The sequence below is a fragment of the Streptococcus sp. HMSC065C01 genome (assembly GCF_001813525.1).
GTDB classification, from domain to species: Bacteria; Bacillota; Bacilli; order Lactobacillales; family Streptococcaceae; genus Streptococcus; species Streptococcus parasanguinis_V.
The window spans coordinates 83,191-97,728 of sequence record NZ_KV812846.1 but is presented as its reverse complement, the minus strand read 5'-3'; the positions used below and the strand labels follow the sequence as shown (position 1 = coordinate 97,728).

General features: G+C 43.7%; 16 protein-coding genes. 13 read left to right on the top strand and 3 right to left on the bottom strand.

Annotated elements, in window-relative coordinates; genetic code table 11:
* Positions 1 to 132: 132 nt before the first annotated feature.
* Both HMPREF2918_RS03890 and HMPREF2918_RS03885 read right to left on the bottom strand, forming a co-directional pair.
* Complete coding sequence (locus tag HMPREF2918_RS03890) at positions 133 to 588, bottom strand: DUF3021 domain-containing protein (RefSeq protein ID WP_024054970.1); 456 nt, start codon at positions 586 to 588, stop codon at positions 133 to 135.
* Positions 582 to 1,022 carry a LytTR family DNA-binding domain-containing protein gene (locus HMPREF2918_RS03885; RefSeq protein WP_070594642.1) on the bottom strand — a complete coding sequence of 147 codons (441 nt, stop codon included), beginning with the start codon at positions 1,020 to 1,022 and terminating at the stop codon, positions 582 to 584. Before HMPREF2918_RS03885 ends, HMPREF2918_RS03890 begins: the two co-directional genes overlap by 7 nt.
* Positions 1,023 to 1,270: 248 nt before the next feature.
* Here HMPREF2918_RS03885 and mutL point away from each other — a divergent pair, with 248 nt between their 5' ends.
* From mutL to HMPREF2918_RS03870, 3 genes are read left to right on the top strand one after another with little or no spacing between them, the layout of a single operon-like run.
* A complete protein-coding gene (gene mutL, locus HMPREF2918_RS03880) occupies positions 1,271 to 3,214 on the top strand; it encodes a DNA mismatch repair endonuclease MutL (RefSeq protein ID WP_070594641.1) in 1,944 nt (647 codons plus the stop codon).
* 20 nt (positions 3,215 to 3,234) lie between these two features.
* Positions 3,235 to 3,828 (top strand): Holliday junction branch migration protein RuvA, encoded by a 594-nt coding sequence (gene ruvA / locus HMPREF2918_RS03875; RefSeq protein ID WP_070594640.1) that lies wholly within the window; start codon positions 3,235 to 3,237, stop codon positions 3,826 to 3,828.
* Between the two features lie 9 nt (positions 3,829 to 3,837).
* Positions 3,838 to 4,401, top strand: a complete 564-nt coding sequence (locus HMPREF2918_RS03870) for a DNA-3-methyladenine glycosylase I (RefSeq protein ID WP_070594639.1) — start codon at positions 3,838 to 3,840, stop codon at positions 4,399 to 4,401.
* 62 nt (positions 4,402 to 4,463) lie between these two features.
* On the opposite strand, the gene HMPREF2918_RS03865 is transcribed toward HMPREF2918_RS03870, so the two are convergent.
* Complete coding sequence (locus tag HMPREF2918_RS03865) at positions 4,464 to 5,495, bottom strand: S66 family peptidase (protein ID WP_070594638.1); 1,032 nt, start codon at positions 5,493 to 5,495, stop codon at positions 4,464 to 4,466.
* A gap of 376 nt (positions 5,496 to 5,871) precedes the next feature.
* On the opposite strand from HMPREF2918_RS03865, the gene HMPREF2918_RS03860 reads away from it, so the two are divergent.
* The 10 genes from HMPREF2918_RS03860 (at position 5,872) to cls (ending at position 14,501) form a co-directional block, all read left to right on the top strand.
* Positions 5,872 to 7,140 carry a competence/damage-inducible protein A gene (locus tag HMPREF2918_RS03860; protein ID WP_070594637.1) on the top strand — a complete coding sequence of 423 codons (1,269 nt, stop codon included), beginning with the start codon at positions 5,872 to 5,874 and terminating at the stop codon, positions 7,138 to 7,140.
* Positions 7,141 to 7,260: 120 nt separating this feature from the next.
* Positions 7,261 to 8,406, top strand: a complete 1,146-nt coding sequence (gene recA / locus HMPREF2918_RS03855; protein WP_024054712.1) for a recombinase RecA — start codon at positions 7,261 to 7,263, stop codon at positions 8,404 to 8,406.
* An 87-nt stretch (positions 8,407 to 8,493) separates the two neighbouring features.
* Positions 8,494 to 8,892 carry a transcriptional regulator Spx gene (gene spx, locus HMPREF2918_RS03850; protein ID WP_003009108.1) on the top strand — a complete coding sequence of 133 codons (399 nt, stop codon included), beginning with the start codon at positions 8,494 to 8,496 and terminating at the stop codon, positions 8,890 to 8,892.
* A 135-nt stretch (positions 8,893 to 9,027) separates the two neighbouring features.
* Positions 9,028 to 9,624, top strand: a complete 597-nt coding sequence (locus HMPREF2918_RS03845) for an SP0191 family lipoprotein (RefSeq protein ID WP_031576799.1) — start codon at positions 9,028 to 9,030, stop codon at positions 9,622 to 9,624.
* A gap of 124 nt (positions 9,625 to 9,748) precedes the next feature.
* The gene (locus tag HMPREF2918_RS03840; protein WP_003002070.1) at positions 9,749 to 10,015 is read left to right on the top strand and encodes an IreB family regulatory phosphoprotein; all 267 of its coding nucleotides are present in this window, start codon (positions 9,749 to 9,751) and stop codon (positions 10,013 to 10,015) included.
* Positions 10,015 to 10,434, top strand: coding sequence for a Holliday junction resolvase RuvX (ruvX, locus tag HMPREF2918_RS03835; RefSeq protein ID WP_023919889.1), 420 nt, complete (start codon positions 10,015 to 10,017; stop codon positions 10,432 to 10,434). Before HMPREF2918_RS03840 ends, ruvX begins: the two co-directional genes overlap by 1 nt.
* A 22-nt stretch (positions 10,435 to 10,456) precedes the next feature.
* On the top strand, positions 10,457 to 10,762 hold the full coding sequence (locus HMPREF2918_RS03830) for a DUF1292 domain-containing protein (RefSeq protein WP_003001941.1): 306 nt from the start codon (positions 10,457 to 10,459) through the stop codon (positions 10,760 to 10,762).
* A 207-nt stretch (positions 10,763 to 10,969) separates the two neighbouring features.
* Positions 10,970 to 12,202 carry a bifunctional folylpolyglutamate synthase/dihydrofolate synthase gene (locus HMPREF2918_RS03825; RefSeq protein WP_070594636.1) on the top strand — a complete coding sequence of 411 codons (1,233 nt, stop codon included), beginning with the start codon at positions 10,970 to 10,972 and terminating at the stop codon, positions 12,200 to 12,202.
* 76 nt (positions 12,203 to 12,278) lie between these two features.
* Positions 12,279 to 12,689 carry an SP_0198 family lipoprotein gene (locus tag HMPREF2918_RS03820; RefSeq protein ID WP_049515005.1) on the top strand — a complete coding sequence of 137 codons (411 nt, stop codon included), beginning with the start codon at positions 12,279 to 12,281 and terminating at the stop codon, positions 12,687 to 12,689.
* A gap of 276 nt (positions 12,690 to 12,965) precedes the next feature.
* Positions 12,966 to 14,501 carry a cardiolipin synthase gene (cls, locus tag HMPREF2918_RS03815; protein ID WP_049515846.1) on the top strand — a complete coding sequence of 512 codons (1,536 nt, stop codon included), beginning with the start codon at positions 12,966 to 12,968 and terminating at the stop codon, positions 14,499 to 14,501.
* Positions 14,502 to 14,538 lie beyond the last annotated feature (37 nt).

The following is a 14,538-nucleotide window of genomic DNA, read 5'->3' as shown; positions in this document are numbered from 1 at the left end:
CTCACAGCGGAAAGTTTCAGTAGATGATTGAACAACTATAACGAGTATATTTTTTATAGAATTTATTAGATTTGTATAAAGGAACAGTTTATCTCTACTTTCAGATCCTCGTAGCACTGAGGATCTTTTTGCTTAGTGGTTAGCAATGCTTTGATTGATTTCTTGAACTTGTTTTTTATAAAAATGATGGGAGACCAACCAGATGATCACGTAAACGAGGGTGAATTCGACAACGAGTGAGAGGTAAAATCCGAGTCGTGCTGGAAACCAGCCGGCTAAGGTAGCTAGAGGAATAAAGCCAAGCAACATGAGTAGGTAATGGCTCAGAGTAGCCCGTAAGAGGCTCCAGTCTTTTTGAAAGAGGAGACTTCCGAAGCTAAAGAGGACCCCAATCGCACCCCAAACGAGGGCACAATAGAGCATGACCAGTGAGCCGTGAACATGATGCAAGAACATCCAGCGACCGACTGCAGAGTTGGGACTTAAGGGAAGGTACAACTCAGGTGAGAAGAGGTAGGAAAAGAAAATGGATAGGATGAGCCCGATGAGAATGCCTTTCAGGGCGTCAGAAAAAGATTGTTTTAGCATGATAATTTCTCCTTAATGGCTTTCAAGTAACGACGGGAGGAGTAGGTCAGACTCCCGTTTTTAAGATAGATTTGCACCGATCCTCCACTGGTAAAGTGCAGGTGATCGATTTCTTTTGTGTTGATAATTTCAGATTGGGAAATTTTGAGAAAGCAGGTCGGCAAGTCTTCAGATAGCTGATAGAGTGGTCCAGTCAGAATAAATTGATCTGTCATGGTCTCGCCAATTACTTGCCGATTTTCAATGTAAAAACGTTGGAATAGTTGGCTTTCGATCAGGTAAGCTTCCCCATCCTTTTTGGCACGTAAGCGCCCTTTTTGATCCAATTCTTCCACAAAGTCACGGATTTTCTCTACACGCGCAGATAGTGCAGGTGCTGTGATCATCACCGTTTCTTCTTGGAAGTGGGAATCAATGTGTACTTCAACTTTCATAAGATATTTTCTCCCTCCTTTGGGTAAAGTCGGTTGGCCTGCTAGCCCGGCTCCTTCTTTACACTACTATTAAACACTTTTTCCAAAGGGAAGACAAGGGGATTTGTCTATGTGGTCGTTTTCTTTGCCTATGCGGTTTTTAAGGAAGAAGATGGGGACAGCCTCTATTTTTTAAGAAAGGGAGTCTTGTAGATCTGTGGTATAATAGAGCTACATGTATCGGTGAAAAAATAGGTAAAGGAGCAGACATGTCACAGATTATTGAATTGCCAGAAGTCCTAGCCAATCAGATTGCGGCAGGTGAAGTGATTGAACGACCTGCTAGCGTGGTCAAGGAGTTGGTTGAAAACTCGATCGATGCTGGGGCTAGCCAGATCGTTGTTGAAATCGAAGAAGCAGGATTGAAGTCGATTCGGATTACAGACAATGGGGAAGGAATTGCGCATGATGAGGTCGCTTTGGCCCTCCGTCGACATGCGACCAGTAAGATCAAGAGTCAAGTGGATCTTTTTCGTATTCGAACACTTGGTTTTCGTGGTGAGGCCATGCCTTCCATTGCTTCTGTCAGTATTCTAACCCTTCTGACGGCGCAAGAAGGAGCTGCCCACGGGACCAAATTGGTTGCAAAGGGTGGCGAAATTGAGGAAGTAGAGCTAGCGACAAGCCCTGTCGGGACCAAGATCACAGTGGAAGATCTCTTTTTTAATACACCTGCTCGTCTCAAGTATTTAAAGAGCCAGCAGGCAGAGCTATCCCATATCGTGGATATTCTAAACCGCTTGAGCTTGGCCCATCCTGAGATTGCCTTTACCTTGATCAATGATGGAAAAGAAATGACCAAAACAGCGGGGACGGGCAATCTCCGGCAAGCGATTGCGGGTGTCTATGGCCTGGCGTCTGCCAAGAAGATGGTGGCTATTGAAAATCGCGACCTAGATTTTGAAGTGACGGGCTTTGTGTCTTTGCCTGAATTGACTCGTGCAAATCGCAATTACATCAGTCTCTTTATCAACGGCCGTTACATCAAGAATTTCTTGCTCAATCGAGCTATTTTAGACGGCTACGGCAGTAAACTCATGGTGGGCCGCTTCCCGCTCGCGATCATTAATATCCAGATCGACCCTTACTTAGCGGATGTCAATGTTCACCCCACTAAGCAAGAGGTTCGCATCTCCAAAGAACGAGAACTAATGGCCTTGATCTCCCAGGCTATTGCGAACGCTTTGAAAGAGCAGAACCTGATTCCGGATGCTCTAGAAAATCTAGCCAAGTCGACTATTCGTCGAACAGAAAAGGCAGTACAGACGACCCTGCCTTTAAAAGAAAACCGCCTCTATTATGACCGAGAAAGTCGAGATTTCAAACTTCGACCAGAAGTGGCAGATCCTCAACGGCCTCTAGCAGATGAGCTAACTGCTGATTCTACAAGCCAAGAAAACACCGTAGAAAAACCAACAAGCGCGATCAAGTTTGCGGAAAGAAAGACTGTGGTTTATGATGAACTGGATCACCCAGAGTTGGATCTGGCTAGTCTAGACAAGGCCTATGATAAGTTGGATGGGGAAGAACATTCGACCTTCCCAGAATTGGAATATTTTGGTCAGATGCATGGAACCTATCTCTTTGCCCAAGGAAATGGGGGCCTATATATCATTGACCAGCACGCGGCCCAAGAGCGGGTCAAATACGAAGAATACCGGGAGAGCATCGGGGACGTAGACGGCAGTCAGCAACAACTGCTGGTGCCTTATATCTTTGAGTTCCCTACAGACGATCTGATCCGCCTGCAACAGCGCAAGCACCTCTTAGAAGAAGTGGGCGTCTACTTAGAAGAATACGGAGCTAACCAGTTGATCTTACGGGAGCATCCGATCTGGATGAAGGAAGAAGAGATCGAGTCGGGCATCTATGAAATGTGTGATATGCTCCTTTTGACCAAGGAAGTGTCCATCAAGAAATACCGGGCTGAGTTGGCCATCATGATGTCCTGCAAACGCTCCATCAAGGCCAACCACACGCTGGATGATTACTCCGCACGCGATCTGATCTACCAACTGTCCCAATGTGACAACCCTTATAACTGCCCTCATGGCCGTCCGGTTTTGGTTAACTTTACCAAGTCAGATATGGAAAAGATGTTCCGACGCATTCAGGAAAATCACACCAGTTTACGGGAATTGGGCAAATATTAATCAAACAATAAAGGAAGATTATGTACGAATACATTAAAGGATTTTTAACAAAAATCACCGCCAAATACATCGTGGTGGAGACAGCTGGGATCGGCTATCTCTTGCATGTGGCCAATCCCTATGCCTACTCTGGTAAAATGAATCAAGAGGTGCACGTCTATCTGCACCAAGTGGTTCGGGAAGACGCTCACCTTCTCTATGGCTTTGCGACCGAAGAAGAGAAACAGCTCTTTTTAAACTTGATCTCAGTCTCTGGGATTGGACCTGTCTCAGCTCTGGCTATCATTGCTGCAGATGACAATGCAGGCCTTGTCCAAGCCATCGAAAGCAAGAACATCACTTACTTGACCAAGTTTCCGAAGATCGGCAAGAAAACAGCCCAACAGATGGTTTTGGACCTAGAAGGTAAGATCAATCTTGATCTAGAAGATGCACCGGCTCAGTCCAAAGCCAAAGTTGTAGAAGAAAACCAAGCCCTTGAAGAAGCCATGGAAGCCATGTTGGCATTGGGCTACAAGGCAACGGAACTCAAGAAAATCAAGAAATTCTTTGAAGGAACTTCTGATACTGCTGAAAACTATATCAAGTCTGCCCTTAAGATGTTGGTGAAATAGGAGAAGTCTATGCCAAAACGTTGTGGCTGGGTTAAAATGAATAACCCGCTCTATGTAGCCTACCACGATGAAGAATGGGGACAGCCCCTACATGAGGACCAAGCGCTTTTTGAGTTGCTCTGTATGGAGACTTATCAGGCCGGTCTATCTTGGGAAACGGTGCTCAATAAACGGCAGGCTTTCCGAGAATCTTTTCATGGTTACCACCTTCAACGCGTCGCAGAGATGACCGACTCTGAACTGGAAACTTTGTTAGACAATCCAGCCATCATCCGCAATCGTGCAAAGATTTTTGCGACACGGGCCAATGCTCAAGCCTTTCTACAAGTCCAGGAGGAATTTGGATCGTTTGATGCTTATCTTTGGTCTTTTGTAGATGGGAAAACCATCGTCAATGATGTTCCAGCTTACCGGCAGATTCCAGCGAAGACAGCTCTTTCTGAGAAGCTAGCCAAGGACCTTAAAAAACGTGGTTTTAAGTTCACCGGACCAGTCGCAGTTTTATCCTTCCTACAAGCAGCAGGCCTGGTTGATGACCATGAGAATGATTGTGAATGGAAAAACGGTGATTAGTGAGTATAGGTAACTAGAGTATCTGAGAATATAGAAAAAAAGCTGAGAAATTCTTCCCAGCTTTATTTGTTATAGTCGAAGTGGATGACTTGCTCCGTTGCATCTACATACGCGTGGACTCCAAAGGGGACAATTGCTCTTGGAGTTGCATGGCCGACATTCAGATTATAGACAATCGGGATATTGCTATCGATGATATCCAAAAGTGCTTCTTTATAGTCGTCATAGAAAGTTTCATCCATAGGTTTTCCGACCAAGAGTCCACTGATGACCTCGAATATACCAGTTTCCTTTAAAGTCCTCAACATCTTTTTGAAGTCTTCAGGATTGGGCTTTTCTTGGCTGGTTTCTAGCAAGAGGATTTTTCCTTCCCAGTCGGATAAGTCAGGGAAAAGTTTGTATTTTTGGCAGAGGTCTGTGCTATCTGCATGTAGAGAGTTGTCAAAAATATCATAGAGAGACTCAAGACAACCACCTAGGATTTCTCCCTCAAACTGAGCATTGCCTTGTAACAAGTCAAAACCTGTATTTGCATGGCTGACACGAGGTGTTCCCAGAGACTTGGGACTAAAATCAGTCCGTTCCTCGTACCAAACGTTACTAGGGCGAATTTCTGAGATTTTTCCAGTCTCAATCAATTCTTTAAAGTAGTGGCGGCTATATGGCAACATTTCTTTGTCTAACTCACAAATGTCTGCTAAAAAGGATTGCCCGTAAAAAGTCTTGATTCCTAGTTTATGCAACATGAGATGGTTCATAGTCGTATCCGAGAAGCCAAGAAAAATCTTTTGTTTGATGACCTTTTGTAGTTGGTCATTTTCAAAAAGATAAGGTAGCAAGCGATAGGTATCGTTTCCACCGATGGCACATAGGATCATGTCGATACTATCATCAGAAAATGCCTGAATCAAATCCTCCGCACGAGCTTCGGGATGTTCTTTGATAAAGTCTAAGCCTTTTAGTGAATGAGGTAAAAAGATAGGATTGAGTCCGAGGTCTTTGAGTCGTTGGACCCCCAAGTCCACTTCGTGCTTGACAAAGTCTTCACCCATAGTCCCACTAGATAAACTTATAATACCAATAGTAGAAGCCATATATTAACCTCCTAGAAAAAATTGATGCTATTGTATCACAAAAGATGAGGGGAAACAACAAGAATTAGAGCCACAAGAAGACATTTAGATCAAGAAAGTAGTAAAAAAGCAACCACTCGATATGGTTTCTTCAGAATAGAGATAAGCTCTATCAACAATAGAAAATAGCCCTTTTAGAAGTTGATCGCCACATAGTTAAAAGTCTTAGGCATGCTGATGTAATGGTATTTCTAAGAGTTTTTACTTTATACACTAAAAGAAAAGGATTGAAGAAAGTTGTCCAAAATGGACTTTATCTTCAATCTGTTTTTTTAATAATTTAGGAAATTGTGTTAAAATGAAATGAAAATTACGAATAGTATAAGTAGGAGGCACCATGAAGGCGGAAATTATTGCAGTTGGAACGGAAATTCTAACAGGACAAATTGTCAACACCAATGCTCAGCTCTTGTCTGAAAAATTGGCTAGTTTAGGGATTGATGTCTATTATCATGTGGCGGTAGGAGACAATGAAGGTCGTCTCTTCTCGACCATTGAGACAGCTTCAAAACGCAGTGATTTGGTGATTTTATGTGGTGGACTTGGGCCAACAGAGGATGATTTGACCAAGCAAACCCTTGCTAAGTTCTTAGGGAAAGAACTGGTTTTTGATCCAACAGCGCTTGCCAAACTCGACACCTTCTTTGCCAGTCGCCCTGATTATGTCCGGACGCCCAATAATGAGCGACAAGCACAATTGATTGCCGGTTCAATCCCCCTTCAAAACCGTACAGGTCTCGCGGTTGGAGGTTTGATTGAAGTCAATGGTGTGACCTATGTCGTTCTACCTGGTCCACCAAGTGAGTTAAAACCCATGGTCAATGAACAATTGGTGCCTCATTTGACAACAGGGGAAGAGCTTTTTTCAAGAGTCTTGCGCTTCTTTGGGATTGGGGAAAGCCAGCTAGTTACGATCCTAGCAGATATCATTGAAAAGCAGAGTGATCCGACGGTTGCCCCTTATGCCAAGACGGGAGAAGTAACCTTGCGTCTATCTACAAAGGCGAAGGATCAAGCCTCAGCGGATGCGAAGCTCGATGTCTTAGAAAAGGAAATCTTATCCCGTCATACTCTGGATCATCAACCCTTGCAAGAGTTGTTTTACGGTTATGGAGATGACAATTCGATGGCCAAGGTTGCCTTTGATCTCTTGAAAGGGACTGGTAAGACCATTACAGCTGCAGAAAGCCTGACGGCTGGCCTGTTCCAAGCGACTTTGGCAGATTTTTCAGGGGCGTCCAGCATCTTCGCGGGTGGTTTTGTCACCTATAGTTTGGAAGAAAAAAGCAAGATGTTGTCTATTCCAGCTCAAGAGTTAGAGCAACATGGAGTGGTGTCTCATTTTACAGCTCAAGCCATGGCTTCACAGGCCCGTAAGTTAACAGGATCCGATTATGGTGTTAGCCTGACCGGAGTTGCGGGGCCAGATAGTCTAGAAGGGCACCCAGCAGGGACCGTCTTTATCGGACTTGCGACTCCAAATGGAGTGGATAGTGTCCAAGTCAATATCGCCGGACGTAGCCGAGCTGATGTCCGCGAAATTGCAGTCCTTCATGCCTTTAATTTGGTGCGCTTGGCTGTATTAAATGGTGAAAATTTGGTATAATGAAGCTTGTGCCAAATGAAGAATAATTCTAAAGATGGATAGGAAATGTGCCTTTCAAAGGACGGAAAACGTCAGTGAGTTGCATGTATTTCCTGTATAGCAAAAACATAGGAGAAAAGAATGGCGAAAAAACAGAAAAAATTAGATGATATCTCTAAGAAATTTGGAGACGAGCGTGAAAAAGCGCTCAACGATGCCCTGAAGTTAATCGAAAAAGACTTTGGTAAAGGATCCATCATGCGTTTGGGTGAACGCGCAGAGCAAAAAGTTCAAGTCATGAGCTCTGGTTCCTTGGCGCTTGATATTGCCTTGGGTGCTGGTGGTTATCCAAAAGGTCGGATCATCGAAATCTATGGTCCAGAATCATCTGGTAAAACAACCGTTGCCCTCCATGCAGTAGCGCAAGCACAGAAAGAAGGAGGCATTGCTGCCTTTATCGATGCCGAGCATGCCTTGGACCCATCTTATGCTGCAGCTCTTGGGGTTAATATTGATGAACTCCTCTTGTCTCAACCAGACTCAGGAGAACAAGGACTTGAAATTGCTGGTAAATTGATTGACTCTGGTGCCGTTGATTTGGTCGTTATCGACTCTGTTGCGGCCTTGGTCCCACGCGCAGAAATCGATGGCGATATCGGGGATAGCCACGTTGGTTTGCAAGCGCGGATGATGAGCCAAGCGATGCGTAAGCTTGGAGCTTCTATTAACAAGACCAAGACCATTGCTATCTTTATCAACCAATTGCGTGAAAAAGTTGGGGTCATGTTTGGGAACCCTGAAACCACACCTGGTGGTCGTGCCCTGAAATTCTACGCTTCTGTCCGTCTAGATGTTCGTGGAAATACTCAAATCAAGGGGACTGGGGACCAAAAAGATACCAACGTTGGTAAGGAAACCAAGATCAAGGTTGTGAAGAACAAGGTAGCTCCACCATTCAAAGAAGCCATGGTTGAAATCATGTACGGGGAAGGAATTTCACGTACAGGTGAATTGGTGAAGATTGCAACAGATTTGGATATCATCCAAAAAGCGGGTGCGTGGTACTCCTATAATGGCGAAAAAATTGGTCAAGGATCTGAAAATGCTAAGAAATTCTTGGCTGACCACCCAGAAATTTTTGACGAAATCGACCACAAGGTTCGGGTTCATTTTGGTTTGATCGAAGAAGACGAAGCAGTGAAAACCCTTGATAAAACTGAAGAAGCAGCTCCTGTCGTAGAAGAAGTAACTCTAGATTTAGATGACGCGATTGAAATTGAAGATTAATTTTTTTCAAAATAGGTCGCTAGACTGATGGTTTTTGTGTTATAATTTAATACGATAGTATTATCGTGTAGCGAAAGGAGTGCAGGCATGATTAAAATTTATACAGTGTCAAGTTGCACCAGCTGTAAAAAAGCAAAGACTTGGCTCAACGCTCATCAGCTAACCTATAAAGAACAAAACCTCGGTAAGGAAGGGATCACCAAAGAAGAATTATTGGATATCCTTACAAAGACTGAAAATGGAGTGGCAAGTATTGTCTCTTCAAAAAATCGATACGCTAAAAATCTAGGAGTGGACATTGAAGACTTGAGTGTCAATGAAGTCATTGACATCATCATGGAAACACCTCGTATTCTTAAAAGTCCGATCTTGGTAGATGACAAACGTCTCCAAGTGGGCTACAAAGAAGATGATATTCGTGCCTTCTTGCCACGATCAGTTCGAAATGTAGAAAATGCAGAAGCGCGGATGCGTGCAGCTCTTTAAAACGATTGAAAATCAGAAACAATTTGTTTCTGATTTTTTCTTGTTAAAAATCGAAATGGAAAGCAGTTTACTGCGCCATTTTACCAAATCTATGATACAATATTTTAGAAAACAATAACTAGTAAGGAATGGAAAATGAAAAGGAAAATCTTCTTATTGGGTGCACTTGCCTTGTGTTTGACTGGATGCGGTCAAAAAAAACAAGCGAAAACGCCAAATTCAAGTGAACAAAAGGCAATCCAAGCAAAAGCAGAGCAACTGCAAAAGGATAATAAGAGTATCCTGCAAAAAGCTGAAGAAAATAAAGTCATCACTAGAACCTTTGTCTTTCCAAAAGATGACAAGGGGACACAACAGACGCAAATCGTCACCTATGTGGGGAATACCTTTAAAAAATTGGAGACCATCAATGTGACGGCAACCGATGAGGAGTTGAAAAAAGGGATCCAACAGGTTGGAGTAGAGGAAGCGCAAAAGCAATTGAGAGAATCCTTTAATAAGGATGATGCCTTTAAAGAAGCTTTGACAGTGCCAGGTTTCACAGCTGATTTGACCTTGGAAAATGAGAATGAATACAAGGTAACCATCACCTATGACTTTGAAGCGATGGATGTGAAGAAGGCTGAAGGTATGACCTACTTCAAAAACAATCACTTACCAGAGTTGTTGAAGTTGACACCGAGTCAATTTGCGGACAATCTTATCAATGCTGGAGCAAGTGAGCAAAAATAAAAAAACAGTTTAACTGAAATAGCTCAAAAATGCTTGAAAAAGCTGTAAAATCAAGGGCTTGACCATTGTGGAAAACTCTTGATTATGGTATAATAGTAATATTCTAAGGAAAGAGGGTGTTCTTGTGGGATTTACAGATGAAACAGTACGTTTTAATCTTGATGATTCAAATCGTAAGGAAATTAGCGAGACCTTGAAAGATGTTTACTTGTCACTGGATGAAAAAGGCTACAATCCAATTAATCAAATCGTAGGATACGTACTCAGTGGTGATCCTGCCTATGTACCTCGTTATAATAATGCACGGAACCAAATTCGTAAATATGAACGAGATGAGATCGTGGAAGAATTGGTACGTTATTATTTGAAAGGGCAAGGAATAGACCTCTAATGAGAATTATGGGATTGGATGTTGGTTCAAAGACCGTCGGGGTTGCTGTGAGTGATCCTCTCGGTTTTACAGCTCAGGGTCTTGAAATCATCCAAATCGATGAAGACAAAAAAGAATTCGGTTTGGAGCGCTTGGCCGAATTAGTGGCTCAATACAAGGTAGACCGTTTTGTTGTGGGCTTGCCGAAAAACATGAACAACACAAGCGGACCGCGTGTGGAAGCCAGTCAGGCTTATGGCGCAATGATTGCTGAAAAGTTTGGGTTGCCAGTCGACTACCAAGATGAACGGTTGACAACAGTTGCTGCAGAGCGGATGTTGATTGAGCAAGCAGATATTAGCCGTAGCAAACGCAAAAAAGTTATTGATAAGTTAGCGGCGCAGCTTATTTTACAAAATTATTTAGATCGCAATTTTTAGAAAGAAAACGAGGAAGAATAGTATGGCACATGATCATAACCACGACCATGAAGAACGTGAATTAATCACATTGGTGGACGAACAAGGAAATGAAACCTTGTTTGAAATTCTTTTGACCATTGATGGCAAAGAAGAATTTGGGAAAAACTATGTCCTTTTGATCCCTGCAAATGCAGAAGAAGATGAAAACGGCGAAGTTGAAATCCAAGCTTATTCATTTACAGAAAACGAAGACGGAACAGAAGGCGACCTTCAACCAATCCCAGAAGACTCAGATGCAGAATGGGATATGATCGAAGAAGTCTTCAACAGCTTTATGGAGGAGTAAAAACGTCCGGGGGACGTTTTTAGCCCAGCTCCTAGAAACTAGAAAGAGTTGGTAAGTCCGGGGGATGTTTTTAGCCCTGCTTCAAGAAACAAGAAAAAGCAGGAAGTCCGATGGACTTGCTGTAAAAATGAGAAAGAAATAACTACGAAAGAAAGGAGCGCAAACGTCAGAAGAGGTTTTGTCGCTTTTTTCTTTTAGGAGGAAGATGTGAATAAGATTGAGCAATGGATGAATAGTCGGATCGGTCTGAATTTTCGATCGGGACTGGATCGTATGGAGCAGGCAGTGAGCCTTTTAGGGAGGCCGGATAAGGCTTATCCGATCCTTCATGTGACAGGAACCAATGGGAAGGGATCCACAATCGCCTTTCTGCGTCAATTATTGATGGCTCACGGAAAGAAAGTTGGGACCTTTACTTCTCCTCATATGATCAGTATCCATGACCGGATTTGTATTGGGGATCGGCCGATTTCAGATGAAGATTTTACTCGGATTGGCCAAGAAGTCCAACAAATGGAGCAGACCTTACTTCAAACCCAAGACCAACTCTCTTATTTTGAGATTATCTGCCTCATGGCCCTCTTGTATTTTAAGGAACAAGCAGTGGACGTGGTCTTATTGGAAGTTGGCATCGGAGGGTTACTAGATACCACCAATGTAGTGACAGGAGAAATCGCAGTGATCACTTCGGTTGGCCTCGATCACCAGGAAACACTGGGAGGGACGATTGCGGAAATCGCCCAGCAAAAGGCAGGGATCTTTAAGAAGGGCAAGAAAGCTGTGGTGGGTCCCTTGTCGGATGATGCTATAGCTGTTTGTCAAGAAAAAGCGGAGCAATTGGCTGTGGCTCTCCACGCCTTCCAGAAAGATTTTGGCTTAGAGCAGGACCGTTTTTGGAATGAACGTGTGGAACTTGTCTTGCCATCTCTGGGCTTGAAGGGTGATTACCAACGGGAAAATGCTGCAGTAGCTATGGAGGCCTTTTTCCTCTATATGGAGGGCCTAGATCAAGAAGTGGATATAGATCAGGTCAAGCACGCCTTGCAAGAGACGCGGTGGCCGGGACGTCTAGAGTTGTTTGGTGACCAGGTGTATCTGGATGGCGCCCATAATCCACATGCTATGTTGCGCTTGATCGAGTTTGCCAATAGCTTAGCAGGAAAGCGCGTGAAGATTTTATTTGGAGCCCTCAAGCGAAAAGATTATAGCGGGATGCTCCAAACGCTTCAAGCGGGATTGCCGGAAGCTGAATTGATTTTGACGACCTTCCATTACGGGGAAGTGGTGGCACAAGGCGACCGACAAGACCTGCCCTATGTAGCTGACTACAAGGCCTATATCAAAGAATTTATGGATCAGAGTCCTTCAGATGAAGTCTTATTTGTGACAGGATCCTTGTATTTTATTGCGGAAGTAAGGGCATTTTTATTAGAGGGGTAAACAATTGACCTAAAGACTTTCTTGGCGTATACTGGTGGTAGATGGTATACGGTTATGGCGAAAGGAGTCGATCTTAATGAAAAAAATCATGTCTATAATGACCTTGGCAGTAGCCCTTTTCCTGACTGCTTGTAGCCAGCAAGAAAAAGCGACACAGACTTCGAGCAAACAGACGTCTGCTTCATCACAGACTGTGACGTCAGCGAGTGAAGAACAGAAAGAAGGGGTGTCCATAGATGGCAGTTATCGTGGACAGGACGAGGAAAATACGATCCTCTTGGTGGTGACGGGTCGAAAAGGCACGTTTACGGTGCAAGATGCTGATGGAGAAGAAGAGGCCAAAGAGGTTAGTATTGATCCGGTCAATCAATCCATGCGTATCGGAGATGAGCCTTATCGCTATCGGATCGAAGGAAATCAGTTGTCGCTAGAAGACTTGGAACAAGCAGAGGATGATCAAGGAATTATTGTCCTGACCAAGCAATAAGGGACGAGACAAGAGAGAGTGGGACAGAAATTGGTCATTCGTTAGAATTCGATTTCGTCGTCCTACCTCCGCAAAGTTGAGTAGGGTTGAAAAAGCTGACGAAACCAGTGTAGTAGAGCTCGCTCAACCACTGCGTCTTGCTCGACAAACCAAAAATAATTGAGAGGCTAGGACTTTTGTCCCACTCTCTTTTTGTTTGTCTAGAAGGGGCTTGGTTGGTCGTTGCAACGGGTAAAAAGAATTGGTATACTAGTAGAAAGAAAAAAGGAGGATGCTGTGACCTTTAGAAAATTACGTCTATTAATGTCCAAATATGGATTTAGTATTTTGTTTATGGGCTTTGAACTATGGGCATCCTTTGCGGCCTTCTTCTGGCTCAATAGATGGTTCCCTCATTGGCTATCTGTTGCAGTCATTGGGCTCTTATATGTGTCGACAATCTTAGCTATTGTTAATCGAAATACCCCGCCTGAAAATAAGGTGACCTGGCTCTTGATTGCCGTCATTCCTGTCTTTGGATCGCTTTTATACCTCATGTTTGGAGAGCGACGTTTGTCCAAAAAGGAAATGATCCAGCTGAAAAATATGGAGTCCATGAAGTTTCGAGAGGACAATAGTCATCAGTTGCGTAAGGAGCTCAAGCAAGAAAGCAAGGCGGTTTATGGCTTGGTCAAGTCGATTTTATCCATGGATCACAATGCGGATCTCTACAATGGGACGGCATCAACCTTTTACCCTCTAGGGGAGGAGATGTATGAGCAACTACTAGAGGATCTGAGAGCGGCGAAAAAATTTATCTTCATCGAGTTTTACATCATTGATGAGGGCTTGATGTGGAACAGTATCCTAGAGATTTTAGAGCAGAAAGTGAAAGAGGGGGTCGAAGTCAAACTCCTTTATGACGACATCGGCTGTATGGCAACCTTGGCTGGGAACTATACCAAACGATTGCGAAAGATGGGGATTGATGCCCATAAGTTTAACAAGGTGATCCCCCGTCTAACAGTGGCTTATAACAACCGAGACCACCGTAAGATCTTGGTCATTGATGGCCAGATCGGCTATACGGGTGGTGTCAATTTGGCAGACGAGTACATCAACCACATTGAGCGGTTTGGTCACTGGAAGGACAGTGCCATTCGTTTAGATGGACGAGCTGTTAAGGCCTTAACGCGACTCTTCCTCATGAACTGGTACATCAACCGTGGGGAAATCGAGGATTTTGACCGCTACCATATTGAAAATAAGGCGGTCGAAGGAGAAGGGCTCTACATTCCCTATGGGAGTGGACCAAAACCGATTTACAAGTCGCAGGTTGGAAAGACAGTCTATCAAAATATGATTAACCAGGCGACGGATTACGTCTATATCACGACTCCTTACTTGATCATCGATTATGATTTGACAGAAGATATCCGCAATGCGGCCCTTCGTGGGGTGGATGTTCGCATCGTGACCCCGTATATTCCGGATAAAAAATTGATCCAAATCGTAACCCGTGGGGCATACTTGGATCTGATGGACGCTGGTGTGAAAATCTATGAGTACACACCTGGTTTTGTCCACAGTAAGCAAGTTCTTGCCGATGATGAAATGGCGGTTGTAGGGTCGATTAACTTTGATTACCGCAGTTTGGTCCATCACTATGAAAATGCTGTCTGGATGTATCGGACGCCTGCCTTGAAAAAGATTCGTGAGGACTTTGACCATATCTTTGAAGTGTCTCAAGAAATTACAGAGGATACCTTCCGCTTTACATGGCACCAAAGCTTAATCAAGGAAATTATGCAATTGTTCGCACCGATGTTGTAAATGTATAAAAACGAAAATCAGAGTCAGGAATCGAGAT

Bases quoted from the DNA above. Each gene is read 5' to 3' on its own strand.
- HMPREF2918_RS03890 (WP_024054970.1), bottom strand. From the start codon at position 588: ATGCTAAAACAATCTTTTTCTGACGCCCTGAAAGGCATTCTCATCGGG.
- HMPREF2918_RS03885 (WP_070594642.1), bottom strand. From the start codon at position 1,022: ATGAAAGTTGAAGTACACATTGATTCCCACTTCCAAGAAGAAACGGTG.
- mutL (WP_070594641.1), top strand. From the start codon at position 1,271: ATGTCACAGATTATTGAATTGCCAGAAGTCCTAGCCAATCAGATTGCG.
- ruvA (WP_070594640.1), top strand. From the start codon at position 3,235: ATGTACGAATACATTAAAGGATTTTTAACAAAAATCACCGCCAAATAC.
- HMPREF2918_RS03870 (WP_070594639.1), top strand. From the start codon at position 3,838: ATGCCAAAACGTTGTGGCTGGGTTAAAATGAATAACCCGCTCTATGTA.
- HMPREF2918_RS03865 (WP_070594638.1), bottom strand. From the start codon at position 5,495: ATGGCTTCTACTATTGGTATTATAAGTTTATCTAGTGGGACTATGGGT.
- HMPREF2918_RS03860 (WP_070594637.1), top strand. From the start codon at position 5,872: ATGAAGGCGGAAATTATTGCAGTTGGAACGGAAATTCTAACAGGACAA.
- recA (WP_024054712.1), top strand. From the start codon at position 7,261: ATGGCGAAAAAACAGAAAAAATTAGATGATATCTCTAAGAAATTTGGA.
- spx (WP_003009108.1), top strand. From the start codon at position 8,494: ATGATTAAAATTTATACAGTGTCAAGTTGCACCAGCTGTAAAAAAGCA.
- HMPREF2918_RS03845 (WP_031576799.1), top strand. From the start codon at position 9,028: ATGAAAAGGAAAATCTTCTTATTGGGTGCACTTGCCTTGTGTTTGACT.
- ruvX (WP_023919889.1), top strand. From the start codon at position 10,015: ATGAGAATTATGGGATTGGATGTTGGTTCAAAGACCGTCGGGGTTGCT.
- HMPREF2918_RS03830 (WP_003001941.1), top strand. From the start codon at position 10,457: ATGGCACATGATCATAACCACGACCATGAAGAACGTGAATTAATCACA.
- HMPREF2918_RS03820 (WP_049515005.1), top strand. From the start codon at position 12,279: ATGAAAAAAATCATGTCTATAATGACCTTGGCAGTAGCCCTTTTCCTG.